Source organism: Clostridia bacterium (assembly GCA_026414765.1).
GTDB lineage: Bacteria > Bacillota > Clostridia > Acetivibrionales > DSM-27016 > SKW86.
The window spans coordinates 70,164-89,688 of record JAOAIJ010000039.1 but is presented as its reverse complement, the minus strand read 5'-3'; the positions used below and the strand labels follow the sequence as shown (position 1 = coordinate 89,688).

The window sequence follows — 19,525 nt, the reverse complement described above, 5'->3', positions numbered from 1 at the left end:
CCCCTTATTAATTAATACTTATCACTGCTGCCACCGCCCCCAAAGCTTCCTCCGCCGCCTGATGAACCGCCCCAGGAGCCACCACCGCCAGAACCTCCCCATCCGCCGCCGCGTCCTCCTCTGAAAATATTACTCCAAAAAAAGATCTTTATCAGAGTCGATGTTATTCTGAATCTGAATAATACTCCGTCTACGATCAAAAGTAAGCTTATAAGAAGCGGAGCCATCCTTAGTCCCCTGGATTGCTTCTGATCCGGCAGGCTTTTTTGTCTCTGCGGTTCCAGCTGCGTATCCGCACCATCCATATCCAGTGCTATACCGTATTCTTTTGCTACATCGTTAATCACTGCTATATATCCGTTTAGCAGACCGCTGTCATAATTTCCGTCTTTAAGATATGGCTTAATGATATCCCTTATGATTTCTCTTGCTCTGACATCTGGAATTGCTCCTTCCAGTCCGTATCCTACTTCTATATCTATTTCTCTTTCCTGTACAGCATTAAGTAATAATACTCCGTTGTTTTCTTCCTTCTTCCCTATTCCCCATTCCCGTCCCAACTCCAGAGCATAATCGGCAATGTTTTTCCCTCCCAGGGTGTCAATTGTAACGACTACTACCTGAGCTCCTGTTTTATCTTCAAGCTGCCTTCCTAAGTCTATTATACTATACTCTGTATCAGATTTAATCACATTTGCAAAATCGTTTACAAAAAAGCCGGTTGTAGGCGAAGGGTACTCATCTGCAGCCATGACCGGCGCTTGGACTACTGCTATAATTACAAATATTATGATCGCTATATATATTCTTTTTATATTCATATATCACCCCAACAAGCACCATTTAAAATTTGACCTTTGGTGCTTCTTTACTTTCAGGAGAAGCCTCAAAGTAGTCCTTTTCAGAAAATCCCAATACTTTTGCAAATACATTCCCCGGGAATCGTGCAAGCTTTAAATTATAAGCCTCGACAGCGCCTATAAAGTCTCTCCTTGCAATAGAAACCCTGTTTTCACTTCTCTCTATTTCCATCTGTAAATTTCCGAACTGCTCATTTGCTTTCAGGTTGGGGTAATTCTCCACCAGCAGTAGTACGCTCTTTGCTGCATCCGATATCCTCTTGTCGGCTTCCAGTTTGGTTTGCATATCAGCGTTGCCATTCATGAGTATTGACCTCGCCGAAGCAATATCACCGAAAACCTTTTCCTCATGTTTTACATATCCTTTCACCGTTTCGACAAGATTGTTTATCACATCAGCTCTTCTCTGCATTACATTCTCCACCTGGCTCCAGTTGCTCTTTACCTTCTGGTCGGCAGCTGCAAGATTGTTGTATGTCGAGACAGTGCTTACCAGCAAAATCAGAACAATCAATACGGCTATTCCCAATTTAATCCATCTTCCCCATGGATAAGCGTTATAATTATAGTTCATACAAGTGTCATCCTCTCAAATAATTTCTCACTACTTAATAGATATTTCATTCATTAACAAAAAATTAAAGCAATCAGTATAATTACCAGCTGACTTTAATCGGATAACAGATTTCTCTACTTAAACTTTTGCCGGCCACAAGTAAAAATATCAGAAACCTTTCCTTTTCTAAAACAAACTTTAACAACATTTAGTATAACGCGTCATTTATCATAGTGTGTTACTCTACACTATGCAGTATACATCTACGCTATATAATTGTCAAAATAAAATACGGGTAAGATTTGGTTAAAAATCCTACCCGTATATACTTTACCGATCTAAAACAAATAAAGCTTCAATTATCTTTCGTTTTCTCCATTTTACATTATCTACGCATTAACGTTTCATCTTAACAACTGCCTTAACTTTTTCAACAATATCTGTTGATGTCAGACCATACATCTTCAGTAGCTCATCAGGTTTACCTGACTTTCCGAACCTGTCCGAAACACCAACCATTTTTACAGGTACAGGATAGTTGTCCACCAAAACTTCGGCTACTGCACTTCCAAGCCCTCCAATAATACTGTGCTCTTCTGCTGTCACTAAAGCACCTGTCTCCTTCGCAGCTTTAATGATAATATCCTTATCTATAGGCTTTATAGTATGTATATTGACTATCCTCGCACTGATTCCTTCATTTTTAAGTATTTCCCTGGCCTCCAAAGCAGAGTGGACCATAATTCCCGTTGCAACTATTGTTACGTCCTCACCCTCCGCAACAGTAACGCCCTTACCCAGTTCGAACTTATAGCTATCATCAAAAATAACGGGTACACCTGAACGCCCCAATCTCAAATACACAGGACCATCGTATTCAATAGCAGCCTTGACTGCCAGTCTCGCTTCTGTAGCATCGGCAGGACTTACCACAACCATATTAGGTAAAGCCCTCATTATGGCTATATCCTCCAGGCACTGATGTGATGCACCATCCTCGCCTACTGTTATACCGGAATGGCTTGCCCCGATTTTCACATTTAGGTTTGGATAGCAAACTGAATTCCTTATCTGCTCACATGCCCTTTCAGAAACGAATATTGCAAAAGTACTGGCGAAAACTATCTTCCCACAGGTAGCAATACCTGCAGCAGTAGAAATCATATTGCCCTCGGCTATTCCCATATTAATAAATCTTTCAGGATATATCTTTTTAAAATTCTCTGTTTTTGTAGACTTGGAAAGATCCGCATCCATTACAACTATTCTATTATCACTGCCGAATTCAGCCAATGCATTTCCATACGCTTCTCTCGTTGCAATTTTCTGCATCATATTACTCCACCTCCAACTTCGTCAGAAGTTCATTCAGTTCTGCCATTGCTTGATCGTACTGCTCTTTATTAGGTGCATTCCCATGCCAGCCCGCCTGATTTTCCATATAGGAAACTCCCTTACCCTTAACGGTATTGGCAATTATCATGGTAGGTTTGTCCTTTACTTCCCTTGCCTGTGCTATCGCACTGGAAAGCTGTTCAAAATCATGTCCGTCGGCATTTATCACATTCCAGCCAAAGGCTCTGAACTTATCTGCAACCGGTTCAGGAGACATTACTTCCGAAATCTTCCCATCTATCTGCAATTGATTATAGTCTAAGAATGCGGTAAGGTTATTCAGTTTATAATGAGCTGCCGCCATGCAAGCTTCCCATACCTGACCTTCCTGGATCTCCCCGTCACCAAGCACTGCAAAAACGCCGTATTCTTTCTTGTCCAGTTTTCCGGCAATAGCCATACCTACAGCAGCAGAGATTCCCTGTCCAAGAGATCCTGTAGACATATCTACACCAGGCACATATCTCATACTCGGATGCCCCTCAAGGTAGCTGTCTATATTCCTGAACCTTGCCAGCTCCTCTTTTGGAAAAAACCCCTTTTCTGCCAATACAGCATACAGAGCGGGTGAGCAATGTCCTTTTGATAAAACGAATCTATCTCTATCCTCCCATTTGGGGTTTGAAGGATCTACACGCATTTCAGCAAAGTATAAAACAGTCAGTATATCAGCACATGAAAGTGATCCCCCTGGATGTCCTGAAGCAGCATTATGTACTTCTGTAAGGATATGCTTGCGGATTTGCACCGCTTTCAACTTCAGTTCCTTAAGCTTTTGCTTTTCCATTATTACACTCCTTTAAAAATAGTTCTTTATATTATGGCGATAAAATATTATCCCTTTTCTGATAAAATATGGCGATTACACTTAAATGCACATCGCCATACATTAGTATACTATAGCATATTTAATAAGTCCACATTATGTCAGTTTTTCGATAAAAAAGTTGATATTTTGCCAAAAAAAATTTACATATTGCCACAATATCAGTCATAGGTCTTAAAGCCTTCACCCAGCACTTCCCTTATATCTGTCAGTATAATAAAGGCTTTGCTGTCAACCTCCCTTACAATTTCCTTTAAAAGGGAAAGCTGTCCCCTGTGAAGTACGCATAGCAAAACATTTTTATCATTTCTTGTATACATTCCGGTTCCCTTCAGTGCGGTAACTCCCCTGTCCAGATCAACCAGGATCTTGTCTGCTATCTCCTCTGATTTATCAGAAATAATAAATACAGCCTTGGCAAAATTTACACCTTCAAGTATCGCATCTATAACCTGCGAGGAAACATACAACGTTACTATGGCATAAAGTGCAAGAATAAAACTTCTGAATGCGACAGCCGCAAAAATTATTACACTTGTATCAACGAACAGCAGGATTTGTCCCATTGTAAAGTTAGGAATAAAATGATTGACTATCCTGGATGCAAGGTCGCTTCCCCCTGTGGTTGCGCCTGATTTAAAAACAAGACCCAAGCCCAGTCCCATAAACCCGCCTCCAAATATGGAGTATAACAAAAGATCCGGTTGTGAAGCATCCTGTCCGAATTTCGCCAGAAAATTTTCAACGAATAAATTCGTAAAAGGTTCCGTAGTGTCTATTATTAACGACAGAAGCAAGGTACTGAACAATGTCCTGAATGCAAATCTTTTGCCTATGAATTTTATCCCTGCGATGAAAAGGGGAATGTTTAAAATAAGCATGGTAATACCCACCGGCATTTTACCGCCTGTCAGATAGTAAACAACTGTGGCAGCTCCACTCACTCCCCCGGGTGCAATCTTATAAGGAACCATGAACACATTTATGGATATGGCAGTTAAAAAAGAGCCAATAATAATCCATAAATAGTCCCTCCACCCTCTTAATGTTTTTTTTGCAATACCCATATTACACCTCATGAATATACTGCGCGTTAACTTTATTTTCCCCATGTAAGCAAAAATAATCCTGATGAAACCAAAATACCATGAATATTGCCACTAAAAAAGAAAAATGATAAAATCTAAACAATATATATGGGTAACGCAGTTTTTATGCCAGAAATTTTTTATTTTGATATAGAACAGACCATATTTGATATATCTTCAAACCACAAGGGAGTTGTACCTATTGAATAGCGTTATTGTAACAGATGTCAGATACCGTATGAGCCTTGCCATAATTCGTTCACTTGGGAAAAAAGGCATTCCCGTAACTGCAGTCGAATATGATACTACTCCATATAAATCAGCCTTAGGCTTTTTTTCCAGATACACACGGAAAAAGGAATTTTTACCGGGCGCTCCATATGAAAACACAGCTTTTATTAACAAAATAATAAATCTAGCTTCAGTCTCCACAGATTCTCAATTTGTAAAGCCTGTGCTCATCCCTGTCGGGTTGGATAGTCTTACGGCTGTTTCAAAGCATAAGGATGTTCTTGAACCTTATTTAAGCTTTATTGTCCCTTCACCAGAAAGCATAGAAATCGCGAATGATACCGGCAAGCTGCTCGAGATAGCAGCCTGTAAAGGTATACCATGCCCTGAAACCACTACTCTGTACGAAAATGAAACAATTGAAGAGCTTGCTGCAAGACTTGCATATCCGGTTGTTATCAAATATAGAGAAGGAGAAATCCTTAAATTCAAACCAGAAAAGAGATATAGTATTGTAAAATCCCCTGACCGCTTTATAAAAGTGTTTGAAGAAATGCATAGCATACAATCCTGTCCTATTGTACAAAAATATATTAACGGCAGTGGGTACGGTGTTTCAGTGGTTTTCGACAAAAACAGTGATCCTCTGGAAATTTTCTGTCATAAACGACTGCGTGAATATCCTGTTACAGGTGGACCAAGTTGTTTATGTGAAAGCATCTGGAACGACAGACTGGTCAGCTATGCTGTAACACTTCTGAAGGCATTGAAATGGCAGGGAGTTGCTATGGTGGAGTTCAAAGGAGATCCTGAAGGAGACATCCGCTTGATGGAAATAAATCCGCGGTTCTGGGGAAGCCTCCCACTCTCTGTTGCAGCAAAATGTGACATACCCTATGCATACTACCGTGCTTCCATGGGTGAAAAAGCTGAAACCCGGTTATATGAATGGCACCCAAGCCGTTACAAGCTTGGCAAAAAAATGCGTTTTTTATTTCAGGATATTATGTCCCTACCCGGGTATTTGAAGCTTTCAAGTAATAAGCTGAGATTTCTGGCAAGCTTTGTATTGCAATTACTAAACCCGAGAATATCTGATGGCGTATTAGAGCTAAGGGACTGGCGCCCGTCTTTTTATTATGTGATGCAGCTATTGAGGAAAGGAAAGAGGAAAAAGCAATGAAATTTGATCTTCATATACATTCAAGACACTCTCACGACTCCTGCAGCAGTGTAAAAAACATAATAGAAAAGGCAAAGAACCGTGGTTTACAGGGGATTTCAATCACTGATCACAACAGCTTTAACGGCAGCGAAGAAGCTTTAATGATTGCTCCTAAAGACATGATTATTATACCAGGAGTAGAATACTCAACGGATCAGGGCCACTTTCTTGTTTATTTCCTTAACAAAGGGCTTGAAAATCAAGGTCTCGCAAGAGATTCCCGCGGCCGCTTTAACTGGAAGGAATTAACTATCGCAGCCCATGACCAGAATGCTCTTGTTTTTGTTGCACATCCCTATAAATACTCAAAAAAACATGATTCTGAAATATGGAACCATATCGACGGCATAGAAGTCTATAACAGTAGAGCTTCCCTATGCAGAAATGTCCATGCCAATCCCCAGGCACTAGAAGCACTAAGTACCTATAAAAAACCGTTTTCAGCCGGAAGTGACTCCCACTGGCTTGGAGAAGTCGGCAATGCATACTGGGAATGCGATATTTTGAATGAAACTAATAGTACTGAAATACTTCAGAAAATAAAATCATCTTTGATGGACGGCACCGGGAGGGTTTGGGGTTCTGCAACTCATAGGCTTTATGAGCCCGCAAGCCAGATATATAAGGGCATTAAGTCATCGAAATATATTCTGACTGTAAAGCCCATTTTAAAAATGATTTATTCCCTCGTTCTTGAATGCTCACGTATTTCAGGTTTTGGGAAAAAAGCCTGTGAAGGATGGATAGATATAGAAAGCAGGAAAGGCGGAAATTAGATGTTTCTTTATGATATAGCGCGTAAAATAAATCACAAAAGGAAGCTCCGTCAGAAAGAACTGGCTGGCCTTTATTTAAGCCCTGTCAGGCGGATAGAGCGGGTTGCTCCGTCAAGCAAAGGCCGATATGTTGCTATGACTTTTGATGACGGTCCCAGTGCGCTGCCTCCTAATCCATTGACAAAAATAGAGTATGCACATGAGGGCCTAACAGACATACTCCTTGATATACTCGGCAGATATGACGCAAAGGGTACTTTCGATGTAATAGGAACTACCGAATACAACTATCCCGATAAAGCCGGAAAAGTCAATTATTTTTCCTGGGGAGGAATGAAATTTGACCATTATCCGGATTTCAAAAAAGATAGTTCCGGAGGAGTAAAAAACCAGCTTGAAACGGCAAGGCGCATGATATCCGAAGGCCATGAGTTGTCAAACCATGGCTACAGGCATGTGCTTTTTGGCCCTATGAAGATAGTATATGGACGCAGAGCATATTATAAAAATCTGCAGGAAGTTATAGACGACTTATCGGTTTTACATGATTATGTACTGACAGAATTAAACTATGAAATGAAGCTGTCACGCCCCCCGCATTACATAGACCGGATACTCGGAGGTCATAGTTCATATGATGTGTATAAGTACATGGGGTATCAGTATTTGGCTGCAAGCTTTGATGGCGGGGGCTGGAAGCCTTCAAGCGGAAACTATAAAACTGATGTAGATATGATGGTAAAGCCCCTGGAGCAGGCACTGCTTAGTGACCCTGACATACTAAACGGGCAAATAATATTCCAGAAGGACGGCTGTAACATGTCCCGTCAGACTCCGGTGGCTGATGCCCTTGATGAGCACCTTCGCCTTCTGTCACAGGCGGGCTACAAGATTATAACCGCATCAGAGCTATTAAAGATATCACCATTTTCAGATATTGGAGATAAGGACCCTGCATTTGAATATGTACAACATCTTGCAATCCTGGGACACTGTATCGGATATAAGAACAACACTTTCCAGCCTGACAGAATTTTGACAAACGGGGAACTTGCAGTAATGCTTACACCTCCGGAAGTTCTGAACAAAATACACAGAGAGCAGTATGATCAAAACTCTAAAGAACATCCGTACTATAAGGTAATTATGCTGGCATCAAAGCAGTCATGGTTTAGAAAAACCTGGGGGTCAAAGGGTGACTTCATGGTTAATGAACCTGTATCTGTCAAAGGGTTTGAAAAGTTTCTGAATTGCATATCCGATGGTGAGGATATTGATTGGACACCTTCGTTCCATAACGGATATCTGAAACGCCGTGATGTTATGAGCTGCCTCGCAGGATTGACAAACAAAGCTGTTTACAATAAACTTTACGTATAATGTGAAGAGAACGCTCGATTACAAGGAGAGACAACTATGGATAAGTATCTTGTTACAGGTGGAGCAGGCTTTATAGGCTCCAATATTGTTGAAAGACTACTGAATGATGGTCATAAGGTAAGAGTTGTAGATAATCTCTCAACAGGAAAATTTGAAAATATTCGGGAATTTATAAATGATATAGAATTCATATGCGGTGACATATCTGATTATAAAACAGCTCAAAAAGCAGTAACCGGAGTCGATTACATAATGCACCATGCAGCACTGCCATCCGTTGTACTATCAATAGAAGACCCGGTTTCAGTAAATGAAAGTATAGTAACCGCTACTTTAAACTTATTTAAAGCTTCTGTTGAAAGCAAGACTGTAAAAAGAATTGTCCAGGCTGTTTCTGCTGCTGCTTACGGTAACTCTTCAGGGGTACCAAACAAAGAGGACATGCTGCCTGATCCTATTTCCCCTTACGCGGTGGCAAAGCTCACTCAGGAATACTACGGCAAAGCATTCTTTAACGTATATGGACTGGAAGTATTTTCGTTGAGATATTTTAACGTTTTTGGCCCGAAACAGGATCCGAAATCTTTCTATTCAGGTGTCATTTCAATTTTTACATCCCAAATGCTGAATGGCATACAACCGGTTATTTTCGGAGACGGCCTCACAACACGGGATTTTGTCTATATTGACAACATAGTTGAAGCAAACTTGCTTGCCTGTAAATGCAAATGGCCAGGAAAACCTGAAATAATTAATATCGGCTGTGGTGAAAGCATTACACTGAAGGAGCTGGTAGAAATGCTCAATAAAATTCTGGGGACCAGCTTTTCCGTTAAGTATGAAAAGGAAAGAATAGGTGATGTAAGATTTTCTGCGGCTGATATATCAAACGCCGGAAAGATATTAGGGTATATGCCAAAAGTAAAGGTATATGAGGGATTGCAAAATTTGGTCCAGTGGATGAAAAAACAGTGAGGAGATATATATGAAAGTACTTCATTTAACCGGCGGCGGAGATATTGGGGGAGCAAAAACCCATGTCGTGTCTCTGGTTAAGAATCTTGGAAAACATATAGATGTAAAGCTGGTAAGCTTCCGTCCTGGGGCATTTGCTGAAGAGGCCCAGGATATGGGTATTAATACGGAAATAATCCGCACCGGAAATATATTCACTGATATAAAGCATGTTGTCAGCTTAATAAGGAAAGAAAACTACCAGATAATACATTCACACGGAGCAAAGGCAAACATGATTGCTGTACTTGCCAAAATGTTTACCAGACTCCCTGTTGTAACAACAGTCCACAGTGACTATAAACTTGACTATATGCATAGCGCTGTAAGAAGGTACAGCTTCGGTATTATAAATACCGTTGCTCTTCGCTTTATAGATTATTATACCTGTGTTTCGAAGAATATTAAAGAGACGCTTATTGAAAGAAAATTTATGCCAAGCAAATTATTTACAATCCCTAATGGGATTGATTTTGACAATCAGCCTGTCGTCTGCTCAAGAGAAGAATTTGTCGGCAAGTTTGGCCTGCCCGTCGGCAAGGATGATGTACTCGTAGGCATACTTGCACGGCTCACCCCTGTTAAGGGAGTAAAAATATTCATCCAGGCGGCAAAAGAAGTAATAGAAAAAAACTCAAACATAAAATTCTTAATAGCAGGAGATGGAGATGAGAGGAAAGCACTGGAACAAATGGTAACTTCCGAAGGCCTAACCGGTAATATTTTCTTCCTTGGCTATATAAAGGAATCATTCAACTTCCTGAATGCTATTGATATAAATGTGCTTTCTTCCGTAAGTGAAGGGTTTCCATACTCCATACTTGAGGGCGCTTTACTGAAAAAAGCTACTGTAAGCAGCAGGGTAGGCGGCATTCCCGATCTTATCGACAGTGGGGAAAACGGATTCTTATTTGCACCGGGGGACTATCTGAAGCTTTCAGAATATATAGTGGAGCTATCGAGGAACACTGCAAAAAGAAGAGAGATAGGTGAAAGGATTTACGTTAAGGCAAAGGACATATTCTCAATGAGCAGTATGTGCAAAACCCAGCTCCGGATATATGATACGATTTCAAGAACAAAACAGGCAAAAAACAGCTACGATGTAATTCTGTCAGGGTATTACGGCTTTAAGAACAGCGGCGACGATGCAATACTTATGGCTATCATAAATAATTTGAAAACTTATAAAGATGATGTTAAAATCGTCGTTTTGTCAAAGAGTCCGGTAGAAACCGGTAAGCATAATAATGTCGATTCAATTAACAGGCTGAACCTGTATAAGGCCCTGTCAATAATGAAACGATCCAAGCTGTTTATTAACGGTGGCGGAAATCTGATGCAGGACGGTACAAGCACACGTTCTCTGCTTTACTACCTTGGAGTAACCTGGCTTGCAAAAAAAATGGGCGCAAAAGTCATGGTGTATGCTAACGGAATCGGCCCTATAAACAAGAGCATTAATAAAATATTGACGCGAAGCGTTCTTAATCAGGTTGATGTAATTACGCTCAGAGAAGATTTATCAATGCAGGAATTAGAAAATCTGCGTGTAAGCAAGCCAAGAATAGTAGTTACTGCAGATCCCGCCCTGACTGTAGAGGCAGCGCCTAAAAATGAGGTAGATGCTATATTGGAGTCTGAAGGAATAAAGGAAACAGGGCCATTCATAGGCTTTTCCGCACGTATAATCGAAAGCAATATCACTTATGATGAAGCTATCATAGCAAAAGCTGCCGACTATACGGTAGAGAAATATAGCGCTGTTCCCCTGTTTATACCTATGCAGCCTATAGATCTCGTGGTTTTGGAAAGTATAGTGTCCAAAATGAAGTACAAGGGATATATAATAAGGGGAAGGTATGAAGTAAATGACATTATCGGTATCATCAGCAGGATGGAAATGCTTGTGGGAATGAGGCTGCATTCTCTTATCTACGCAGCTAATCTGGGTATACCAGTAGTGGGTCTTGTTTACGATACAAAGGTTGAAGGGTTTCTGGAATATTTTCATCAGGCTTCAGCAGGGCATGTACAGGACTTGAGCTTTGAAAGGCTTACGGCAGTGATGAATGAGGTATGGGGAAACAAGGAATCAATAAGAAATACCCTGTATGCAGTGACCTCCCAATTAAAGGAAAAAGCATTTGAAAATGCCCGTATCGCTGTTGATTTGATAGAAAGCACTCCGGATAGATAAAAAGGGGTAGAAAAATATGAGAAATACACAAAACATAATGGGGATAAAAATTGATAGCGTAACAATGCATCAGGCGGTAGATATAGTGAAGTCATTTATCTCAAAAAACAAACTCCATACTATATATACTCCAAATGCAGAAATAATAATGGATGCACAAAAGGACCTGTATCTGAGAAACATACTAAATGAAGCCGATATGCTTGTAGCTGACGGAGCCGGGGTAGTACTGGCTTCCAAAATCCTGGCCAGGAAGGTACCGGAAAAGGTATCCGGGATAGACCTCACTAGGAACTCCTTCAGTATTGCCTTAGACAGAAAAATCAGGTATTTCTTTTTCGGGGGTAAACCCGGTGTAGCTGAAGAAGCTGCTGAAAGGCTTAAATCGCAATATCCCGGGATTGAGGTCGTAGGCTGTAGAAACGGTTATTTCTCAAAGGATGAAGATCCTGATATAGTAAATCAGATCAATTCTTCGGAAGCTGATATCTTGTTGGTCGCACTTGGCGCTCCGAAGCAGGAAAAGTGGATTTATGAGCATAAAGACATACTGAATGTCAAGATATGTATAGGTGTAGGCGGAAGTCTTGACATATATGCAGGCAAAGCAAGTCTTGCTCCGGACTTTTTCCGGAATAATGGCTTGGAGTGGCTATACAGATTGTATAAAGAGCCCTGGCGTTTCAAGCGGATGCTAAAGCTGCCCAAATTTGTCATTTACGCCGTATTCGCACGTTTGGGATTATATAAAATCAAATAAACAGAGATAGGGAACCATCCCCTGTCTCTATTCTTCTAATATCCTCTTTCCTGTAAACTTCTTAATGTTATAGCAACTTAAGTAAAAAACATCTTCCATCCTTATTTCACTGTTTTTCTTCAGGCGCTGCTGCATGATATTATCTATATATCCGTATTTACAAGCTTCAATATATGCATATCCTGCTTTGAAGCTTTTATTATAGAGTGCCAGCAGTACTTCTCCTGCTTTTTCCTTGGATAGACTGTTTTGTTTAAAATACTTTCTGATTCTTGCGTCCAGCTCTAATGAGTATTTTTCGGGGGCAAGCCTATATATCCCGTTTAGCAGGAGCATTGCAAACTCTTCTTGACTTGCAGGCTTTTCCGTTCTGAAGTCGTTTTCCGTTCCCCCTGCTATTAAGCCCAGATTAATCAACTGCCTTATGTAAGGATATGACCATTCGTCCTGATTTTTAGATTTTGATTCCTGTTTAGGCAGATATAGTCCCTGCTCCTTCAACAGATTTTGGATTTCCTTCTCTATGTCCGCATTTTTCTGTCTTACCAGATCTCTTGGTGCAATATCCTTTATAATCGAATATACAGATATTATACCTGCTGCTTGCCCCATGGCTATTCCTACGCTCAAAACTCCTGCGCTGGACGCAGCCAGGGACGAAAATGATGCTTTGCTGCCGACCATAAGCAAATTGTCTACTTTAAGAGGCACGATACAACCTAAGGGAATAGAGTAAATAACAGGCTTGCCGATGATATAGCTGCTTCCTCTGACGAACTTGCTCGCATCTACAGGATGTGAGCCGACTGCAATTTTGTCACTAAAATCCCTGTTATCAAGTATGTCGTTTACACTAAGCATATATTCCCCTATGAAATGAGTGGATTCTCTCATATACATTCTATTTGCGGCTCCTAAAAACTTTATTCCCTCAAACTCTTTAAATTCTTTTTTCAGGAAGTCCGTAAAAATTGAAGCTTCATTTGCCGCTTCCCTGTAAACAGCGTCAACAGCCTTTTTGTCGTCTGCATTAACCCCCCATACCTCAATACCTCTGATTACCGCCTTATTGCTTCCATGAGGAGTTATATCAATATTTTTTATTACTGCATTTATCTGTGATATCTGATATTTATGAATTTTAGAAAAAAACTCAGGTAGTTTCTTTACTTGTGAAATCTGTGAAGAACTTATTCCTTCCACTACAAAATTCAGATATGCAGGCGAAAAGCTTTTCTTTAGATTTAGATCTTCAGAGCCTTTGAAATAAGGCACTCCACAGGCAGTCAGCAAATCTCCTTCTCTTGTAGCATCAATAAAAATTTTACCTGATAAATCACGCCTTTTACCATCTATGACCGTACTTACGCCCTTTATAATATTATCTTCAAGAACAGGTGCCTGAACTTTAACACTGTATAATATCTCCAGGTTCTTCTCTTTATTAGTTATACTGTTAACTACACTGAGATACCTTGCTGTTGTAAAATTCTTGCCAAGCCTGCTATAAAGCTCGGAATAGAAGCCTTTGTTAAGCAGTTCCCCTTTCGGGCCCTGACTTGTTTCCAAGTCGGTAAGAAGGCTTTGTGCTATAACACCTCCAAGGTTGTCGCTTTGTGCCGCCAGAAGGGTTTTGGCTCCGGCTCTTGCAGCGGAAACAGCTGCAGCTATACCCTCCGGCTCTTCCCCTACTACTACTACGTCATACATTCCCTGTTCGGCAGTAATCTTTCCCTTAGCCCATTCACTGTTCTTCTTATTGCCGCCAATTGTCGGGCCTATCCCAAACTCATATATAAGTATTACTATTAAGCATACTATTGCCAACCTGAAAGTAAATTCCTTCTTCATAAAACCCCCGAAAATTAACTTGATGTGCTGTTCACTAAATTAACCCGTTGTGCTAGTTGGTTGGATCTCTATTATCTAATTCGGATTATTTCACTTTTTTCATAACATAATGTTAAAGAGGTTTCACCGTTTTTCAGGCAAAACCTCCAGGTACTCATCGCTATATTCACTCAGGCTATTATCTTAAATTTTACATTTAGGAACTCCTATACAAGAAATATGGGCTTGTACAATTTTCTCTCAAAATAAGCTAAACAGCATTTATCAATATGTATCTATTCAAATTTATCCATATGTACTTTCTATTAATACAGTAAGTCAGGTATATTATTTGTTTTATCCATTGCGCCCGGTATATCCGTAACAAAAAAATGCTTTTATACATCTATAAGGCCAAAACTTATACTTAACGCTTCGTTAACCTTATCCATAAGTTCATCATCCAGATGTCCTATTTTTTCTCTTAATCTCTGCTTATCTATGGTTCTTATCTGCTCCAGGAGAATGACCGAATCCTTCATCAATCCGTATTCCTGCGCGCTTATCTCTATATGAGTAGGCAGTTTAGCCTTATTAATCTGTGATGTAATAGCCGCTGCTATAACTGTAGGACTATACTTGTTTCCGGTATCATTCTGAACAATAAGTACAGGCCTGACGCCTCCTTGTTCAGAACCCACAACCGGACTGAGGTCTGCGTAAAAAATGTCTCCTCTTTTTATCACCACTATCTATCCATCTCCTCAAGCCTTTCTTCATATTTTTTTTGCTGATCGTTATCTGCTTCCACGCACATTTCCGCTAGTCTGATGTTTATCTCAGCCATCTCCTGATAGCCCCGTTTCATCCTATCCCTCATTTCGATCTTTCGTATCTCTCTAATATAAAGCTTCATTGCTTCCCGAACGAATTTACTTCTGTTACTTTTTGCTTCGGAAACGATATAATCTACTTCTTTCAGCAAATTATCCGGAAGACTAATAATTATTTTTCTTAATTCCGCCAAAATAATACCCCCATTCCTTCATTCGGGCTGCGAATCAATATATCTATATATTATACTTCTCAAGATGAAGGACAAAAATGTATAAATTTGAAACAAATACTTCCACATTATAATGATGAATTGAATAGTGTTTTTTATTTAAGGCATATATACTGATTATATAACCTCCTTAAGATATGGGTCAAATTAAGATTTTATTACTATAGTATTAAAGCTGCATGTAAATATTGCCAGTACTATTTTTAATGGTTTCAGTACCTTTAACCCGTTCAAATCAAGTAATTCAATACGTTTGAAATCTTACCGCCCTGAAGATAGAATCTAGGTACTCTTTTACCTATCAGACAAACCACCTCATAGTTTATCGTACCTATAGCTGCAGCCAGATCTTCCACTTTGATTTCCTGTTCGCCCTGCCTGCCGAATATGACTACCTCATCTCCGACACATACCTCTTTACATGTATCTGTTATATCTGCCATACACTGATCCATACAAATTTTGCCTACAACAGGCGCCAATTCGCCATTTATCAGTACCTTTGCCTTGTTAGTCATAAGTCTTGTAAATCCATCCGCATATCCTATCGGTATTGTGGCTATTTTGCTCTCCCTCTGTGTAGTAAATATTCTTCCGTAACTTATACTCGTGTCTCTCTCCACCTCTTTCACAAGTATAACATTTGCTTTTAGGGTCATAGCGGGCTTTAAATGGATTCTTGCCGCATCAACTTCACTGGATGGATACATACCGTACAGGATTATACCGGGTCTTACCATATCAAGATGCATCTCGGGAAACTCTATAATCGCTGCGCTGTTTGCTACATGCTTTACCGGTATATATAGTCCGATCCTGCTTAATTCATTGCATATGCTCATAAATTTCTCAAACTGCATATGTGTGTAGCTTTTGTCACTTTCATCCGCTGAAGCAAAGTGTGTAAACAGCCCCTCAATTATTATTCCGGGCAGTTTACTGATTTCTACAACATTTTTTATGGCACTATACCCGGGCATAAAGCCAACCCTTGTCATACCGGTATCAATTTTTATATGGATCTTTACATTTCTCTCAAGCTTTACAGCAGCATCAGAAAGTGCTTTTGCCAAGTCCTGGCTGAATACCGTCTGTGTAACATCATGCCGGATTATTTCTTCAGCCCTTCGTGGATCTGTATAGCTAAGTATAAGTATGGGTACGCTAATACCGTTTTTTCTCAGCTGGATAGCCTCATCCAGCATAGACACCGCCAGCCGGGTAACACCGTTACCTAAAAGTGTCCTTGCCACCTCCATTACCCCGTGGCCGTACGCATCTGCCTTGACAACTCCCATTATCTCAGCCTTTTTATTTGTGATCCTTCTTATTTCACGGACATTATGGGCAATATTATCAAGATTTACCTCCGCCCATGACCTGTTAAACTTATAATCCATTTGACCTCCCCCCGTCGGTCGCAAGCATTTTACAGCAGGTACCGGTCAACAGGGAATTACCCATAGCCAATAACCTATAGCCGGAACCGAAGGTGTCTATTCAAGTGTTTTAGCTATATACCTCACTATATCCGCCCTGCTTATAATACCCACAAGTTTTCCTTTACTGACTACCGGAACCCTGTTTATATCTTTCTCTGTCATCAGTTCAGCTACTCTTTCTACTACCGTTTCCTCATCTACAGTAACAACATGCTTTGTCATAATATCTTCAGCCCTGGTTGCTACAAGCTTGCGCAACTCTTCATTGTAGTGTTTTACACTTTTAAGGAAAATCATTCCTCCAAGCAATTCTACAACAGGTGGAAAATGCGGCTCTACATCTTTATATAACAAATCCTTCTCAGTTACAATACCCACAATTTCATATTTTTCATTAACAACTGGCACTCCGCTGATATTGTTGTCAGTAAGTATGTGTGCAATTTCCCCGATAGTAGCATCGGTTTTTACGGTAACAACATTAGAAGACATTATTTCTTTTGCTTTCATAAACATACACCCCTTATTTTTCATAGTATGCCCTGTATCCGATATGGATAACCGGAGAAAAGAAAACGGAATAATCTTAACTTCCAGCGCCTTCGGACAATTGCTTGATTGCATAAGGTAATTCTTCTACCAGATCGCCTGCGACAAGCCCATGTTCACCTTTTATTCTAGCCGCATTATCTCCTGCGAGTCCATGTAAATATACCCCAGCAATTGCTGCATTCGCTGCAGTCAGTCCTTGTCCTACAAAGCTTGCTATTATGCCGGTCAATACATCGCCTGTTCCTGCTGTGGCCATACCTGAATTCCCTGTGGTATTGATGAATATGTTCCCATCAGGAAATGCTATTACTGTCTTCGAACCCTTCAGTACCAGAGTCACCTTCCATTTACAAGCAAACTCCCTGGAAACCCCGATCCGGTCTTTCTGTATTTCATCTATGCTTATACCTGTCAACCTGGACATTTCACCCGGATGAGGAGTCAATACTGCATCTGCTCTCAGGTTAGCAAGTAAGGAAATATCTCCTGCAAGCACATTCAGTGCATCTGCATCAAGAATAACCGGTACTTGGGCGTGGCAAACCACATTTCGAACAATCTCATGCACTCCTTCCCCGGTAGAAAGCCCCGGCCCTACTGCAACAGCAGACATTCTCTGAAGTTTGCCCAGAACATGTGCCGCACTGCTTTGAGAAAGTATACCTTTGCCCTCGTCCTCCAGTGGTACGATAACAGCTTCTATAAGAGCAGCGTCATAAATTGATGCCAGCAAAGCAGGAACTCCCAGGTATACAAGTCCGGCCCCTGTACGTAATGCCGCACCCGCACTTAAGATTCCGGCTCCCGTCATACCTGTAGAACCGCTCAGAATCAATACCCTCCCATAATCCCCTTTGTTGCTTTCCACAGCCCTTTTCGGTATAAGACCGGAAATAAAGCTTCTATCAAGCAGATGTGTTTTGATATCAATGTCTGCAATTGCTTTTTCAGGCATTCCTATGTCTGCAACCACCAATTCTCCCACGTGTCCATCCGCAGGATGAACTATAAGCCCCAGCTTTGGCAGCGCAAAGGTTACAGTTTTGTCTGCTTTTATACCTGCACCCAGGACATTCCCTGTTGTTCCACAAACACCTGAAGGTGTGTCTATAGCGATCACTGTCCTTTTTGAGCTGTTTATCAGTTCAATTATTTTCTTTGCTGTACCTTTTACTTCTCCCTTCAGGCCTGTCCCGAAAATACCATCTATTACAATATCCGCACGCTCCAACTCTGTCTTTATATCTTCCGTATCACTCGCATCAGTTACTTCAGCTGTATCAACTCCCATTTTATCGATGATGCTGAGGTTGATCCCCGCATCCTTAGTGATACTTTCCTTTTCAGCCAGTATATATACTTTCACCAGCGCACCTTTATTAAACAAATGCCTGGCAACTGCAAAAGCATCTCCTCCATTATTTCCTTTTCCGGCAAAAACGAGGATTTTCCTATCCTTTACAGTCACAAGTTCCTTTAGGATTTCTTCAACAACCCTCAATGCTGCATTCTCCATCAAAACAACACCAGGGATACCGATTTTGGTTATGGCTGCATTATCAATATCACTCATCTGTTTTGGTGTAACAACTTTCATAAGCTTCAACTCTCCACTCTATACATCGTTCGACATATTACTCATCAATGAATAAATCGACCAGCCCTGGCATGTTACTGGCTAAAGAATTCCTTGTCCAGTTTTTCCAGTTCCTCTCCTCCAAGCAAATCATGAAAGTAGGAATATATATCCGTGTCATCCTCGGATATGGTTCCTTTTTCATCTATGTATTCCTGTAGATTTTTACGCGCCTCTTCAATCAGCTGTTCAAGTTCCTTCACCCTTAGCTGGTTCGAACGCATTTTAAAGTATACTATATTGACAGTGTGTTCAAGCAGCTCAAGATTTGCTTCTTTTATCAAATCAGGAATATTATCCAATCCCTCTTCTATCTCTATCATACGTTCATTTATTCTTTTTATTTCCTTTTCACATTCCTGCATTTCATTTTTCGCTTCTTCATTATTCTTTTCGTAAGCTTCCGTAGTAAGCTGCATTATCCTTTCAATACAGTTTTTTTTGCGCAGGGCTATTTCCTTGGTTTCAGCCGTAAGTCTGGCTTGTTCCTTTAATAATTCTTTTAGCTTTTCCTCACATTTGAAGATTTCAGGAGTTTTTTCAGTATTTACAAAAAGCTTGTTCCATCTTTCGTCCAAGATTAAAATGGAGATATCGTTTTTTCTCAAAACTTTTCTGTCAAAATTACGCTTACTGGCATGGGCAGCTTTTTTAAACATTTTAAACATATACTTCCCCCTGATTCAAA

The 19,525-nt window shown here is 40.4% G+C and carries 18 protein-coding genes; 6 read left to right on the top strand and 12 right to left on the bottom strand.

The features are described 5' to 3' along the window. Positions 1 to 11 precede the first annotated feature (11 nt). From N3I35_14415 to N3I35_14395, 5 genes are all read right to left on the bottom strand, one after another. Positions 12 to 821: a TPM domain-containing protein gene (locus N3I35_14415; protein MCX8131278.1), complete on the bottom strand. Its 810-nt coding sequence runs from the start codon at positions 819 to 821 to the stop codon at positions 12 to 14. A 22-nt stretch (positions 822 to 843) separates the two neighbouring features. After that, positions 844 to 1,434, bottom strand: a complete 591-nt coding sequence (locus N3I35_14410; GenBank protein MCX8131277.1) for a LemA family protein — start codon at positions 1,432 to 1,434, stop codon at positions 844 to 846. Positions 1,435 to 1,812: 378 nt separating this feature from the next. Next, a complete protein-coding gene (locus N3I35_14405) occupies positions 1,813 to 2,751 on the bottom strand; it encodes a transketolase family protein (GenBank protein ID MCX8131276.1) in 939 nt (312 codons plus the stop codon). Between the two features lies 1 nt (position 2,752). Further along, positions 2,753 to 3,598 carry a transketolase gene (locus N3I35_14400; GenBank protein ID MCX8131275.1) on the bottom strand — a complete coding sequence of 282 codons (846 nt, stop codon included), beginning with the start codon at positions 3,596 to 3,598 and terminating at the stop codon, positions 2,753 to 2,755. Positions 3,599 to 3,798: 200 nt separating this feature from the next. Next, entirely contained in the window at positions 3,799 to 4,704 is a 906-nt protein-coding gene (locus tag N3I35_14395; GenBank protein MCX8131274.1) for a YitT family protein, read from the bottom strand. Between the two features lie 223 nt (positions 4,705 to 4,927). Between N3I35_14395 and N3I35_14390 the strand changes: the two genes are divergently transcribed. From N3I35_14390 to N3I35_14365, 6 genes are read left to right on the top strand one after another with little or no spacing between them, the layout of a single operon-like run. After that, positions 4,928 to 6,139 (top strand): ATP-grasp domain-containing protein, encoded by a 1,212-nt coding sequence (locus N3I35_14390; protein ID MCX8131273.1) that lies wholly within the window; start codon positions 4,928 to 4,930, stop codon positions 6,137 to 6,139. Next, a complete protein-coding gene (locus tag N3I35_14385) occupies positions 6,136 to 6,957 on the top strand; it encodes a PHP domain-containing protein (GenBank protein MCX8131272.1) in 822 nt (273 codons plus the stop codon). Before N3I35_14390 ends, N3I35_14385 begins: the two co-directional genes overlap by 4 nt. Beyond that, complete coding sequence (locus tag N3I35_14380; GenBank protein ID MCX8131271.1) at positions 6,958 to 8,337, top strand: polysaccharide deacetylase family protein; 1,380 nt, start codon at positions 6,958 to 6,960, stop codon at positions 8,335 to 8,337. It abuts the gene before it with no gap. Positions 8,338 to 8,373: 36 nt separating this feature from the next. After that, a complete protein-coding gene (locus N3I35_14375; GenBank protein ID MCX8131270.1) occupies positions 8,374 to 9,312 on the top strand; it encodes an NAD-dependent epimerase/dehydratase family protein in 939 nt (312 codons plus the stop codon). A 10-nt stretch (positions 9,313 to 9,322) separates the two neighbouring features. Next, positions 9,323 to 11,551: a polysaccharide pyruvyl transferase CsaB gene (gene csaB, locus N3I35_14370; GenBank protein ID MCX8131269.1), complete on the top strand. Its 2,229-nt coding sequence runs from the start codon at positions 9,323 to 9,325 to the stop codon at positions 11,549 to 11,551. Between the two features lie 16 nt (positions 11,552 to 11,567). Beyond that, the gene (locus N3I35_14365; protein ID MCX8131268.1) at positions 11,568 to 12,311 is read left to right on the top strand and encodes a WecB/TagA/CpsF family glycosyltransferase; all 744 of its coding nucleotides are present in this window, start codon (positions 11,568 to 11,570) and stop codon (positions 12,309 to 12,311) included. Positions 12,312 to 12,338: 27 nt separating this feature from the next. On the opposite strand, the gene N3I35_14360 is transcribed toward N3I35_14365, so the two are convergent. The 7 genes from N3I35_14360 to N3I35_14330 all read right to left on the bottom strand — a co-directional run bounded on the left by N3I35_14360 (position 12,339) and on the right by N3I35_14330 (position 19,505). Continuing rightward, positions 12,339 to 14,162, bottom strand: a complete 1,824-nt coding sequence (locus tag N3I35_14360) for an FAD-dependent oxidoreductase (GenBank protein ID MCX8131267.1) — start codon at positions 14,160 to 14,162, stop codon at positions 12,339 to 12,341. Between the two features lie 377 nt (positions 14,163 to 14,539). Continuing rightward, positions 14,540 to 14,890 (bottom strand): type II toxin-antitoxin system PemK/MazF family toxin, encoded by a 351-nt coding sequence (locus N3I35_14355; protein MCX8131266.1) that lies wholly within the window; start codon positions 14,888 to 14,890, stop codon positions 14,540 to 14,542. Further along, positions 14,890 to 15,168, bottom strand: coding sequence for a ribbon-helix-helix protein, CopG family (locus tag N3I35_14350; GenBank protein ID MCX8131265.1), 279 nt, complete (start codon positions 15,166 to 15,168; stop codon positions 14,890 to 14,892). The genes N3I35_14355 and N3I35_14350 overlap by 1 nt, the downstream gene beginning before the upstream one ends. 269 nt (positions 15,169 to 15,437) lie before the next feature. Further along, entirely contained in the window at positions 15,438 to 16,607 is a 1,170-nt protein-coding gene (gene alr, locus N3I35_14345) for an alanine racemase (protein MCX8131264.1), read from the bottom strand. 96 nt (positions 16,608 to 16,703) lie between these two features. Beyond that, on the bottom strand, positions 16,704 to 17,159 hold the full coding sequence (locus N3I35_14340) for a CBS domain-containing protein (protein ID MCX8131263.1): 456 nt from the start codon (positions 17,157 to 17,159) through the stop codon (positions 16,704 to 16,706). A gap of 76 nt (positions 17,160 to 17,235) precedes the next feature. Next, on the bottom strand, positions 17,236 to 18,798 hold the full coding sequence (locus N3I35_14335) for an NAD(P)H-hydrate dehydratase (protein MCX8131262.1): 1,563 nt from the start codon (positions 18,796 to 18,798) through the stop codon (positions 17,236 to 17,238). A gap of 74 nt (positions 18,799 to 18,872) precedes the next feature. Next, the gene (locus N3I35_14330; GenBank protein ID MCX8131261.1) at positions 18,873 to 19,505 is read right to left on the bottom strand and encodes a hypothetical protein; all 633 of its coding nucleotides are present in this window, start codon (positions 19,503 to 19,505) and stop codon (positions 18,873 to 18,875) included. Between the last annotated feature and the right edge of the window lie 20 nt (positions 19,506 to 19,525).

What these genes read in the sequence shown, in the direction of transcription:
- N3I35_14415 (MCX8131278.1), bottom strand. Translation starts at nt 821, where the DNA reads ATGAATATAAAAAGAATATATATAGCGATCATAATATTTGTAATTATA.
- N3I35_14410 (MCX8131277.1), bottom strand. Translation starts at nt 1,434, where the DNA reads ATGAACTATAATTATAACGCTTATCCATGGGGAAGATGGATTAAATTG.
- N3I35_14405 (MCX8131276.1), bottom strand. Translation starts at nt 2,751, where the DNA reads ATGATGCAGAAAATTGCAACGAGAGAAGCGTATGGAAATGCATTGGCT.
- N3I35_14400 (MCX8131275.1), bottom strand. Translation starts at nt 3,598, where the DNA reads ATGGAAAAGCAAAAGCTTAAGGAACTGAAGTTGAAAGCGGTGCAAATC.
- N3I35_14395 (MCX8131274.1), bottom strand. Translation starts at nt 4,704, where the DNA reads ATGGGTATTGCAAAAAAAACATTAAGAGGGTGGAGGGACTATTTATGG.
- N3I35_14385 (MCX8131272.1), top strand. Translation starts at nt 6,136, where the DNA reads ATGAAATTTGATCTTCATATACATTCAAGACACTCTCACGACTCCTGC.
- N3I35_14380 (MCX8131271.1), top strand. Translation starts at nt 6,958, where the DNA reads ATGTTTCTTTATGATATAGCGCGTAAAATAAATCACAAAAGGAAGCTC.
- N3I35_14375 (MCX8131270.1), top strand. Translation starts at nt 8,374, where the DNA reads ATGGATAAGTATCTTGTTACAGGTGGAGCAGGCTTTATAGGCTCCAAT.
- csaB (MCX8131269.1), top strand. Translation starts at nt 9,323, where the DNA reads ATGAAAGTACTTCATTTAACCGGCGGCGGAGATATTGGGGGAGCAAAA.
- N3I35_14365 (MCX8131268.1), top strand. Translation starts at nt 11,568, where the DNA reads ATGAGAAATACACAAAACATAATGGGGATAAAAATTGATAGCGTAACA.
- N3I35_14360 (MCX8131267.1), bottom strand. Translation starts at nt 14,162, where the DNA reads ATGAAGAAGGAATTTACTTTCAGGTTGGCAATAGTATGCTTAATAGTA.
- alr (MCX8131264.1), bottom strand. Translation starts at nt 16,607, where the DNA reads ATGGATTATAAGTTTAACAGGTCATGGGCGGAGGTAAATCTTGATAAT.
- N3I35_14340 (MCX8131263.1), bottom strand. Translation starts at nt 17,159, where the DNA reads ATGAAAGCAAAAGAAATAATGTCTTCTAATGTTGTTACCGTAAAAACC.
- N3I35_14335 (MCX8131262.1), bottom strand. Translation starts at nt 18,798, where the DNA reads ATGAAAGTTGTTACACCAAAACAGATGAGTGATATTGATAATGCAGCC.
- N3I35_14330 (MCX8131261.1), bottom strand. Translation starts at nt 19,505, where the DNA reads ATGTTTAAAATGTTTAAAAAAGCTGCCCATGCCAGTAAGCGTAATTTT.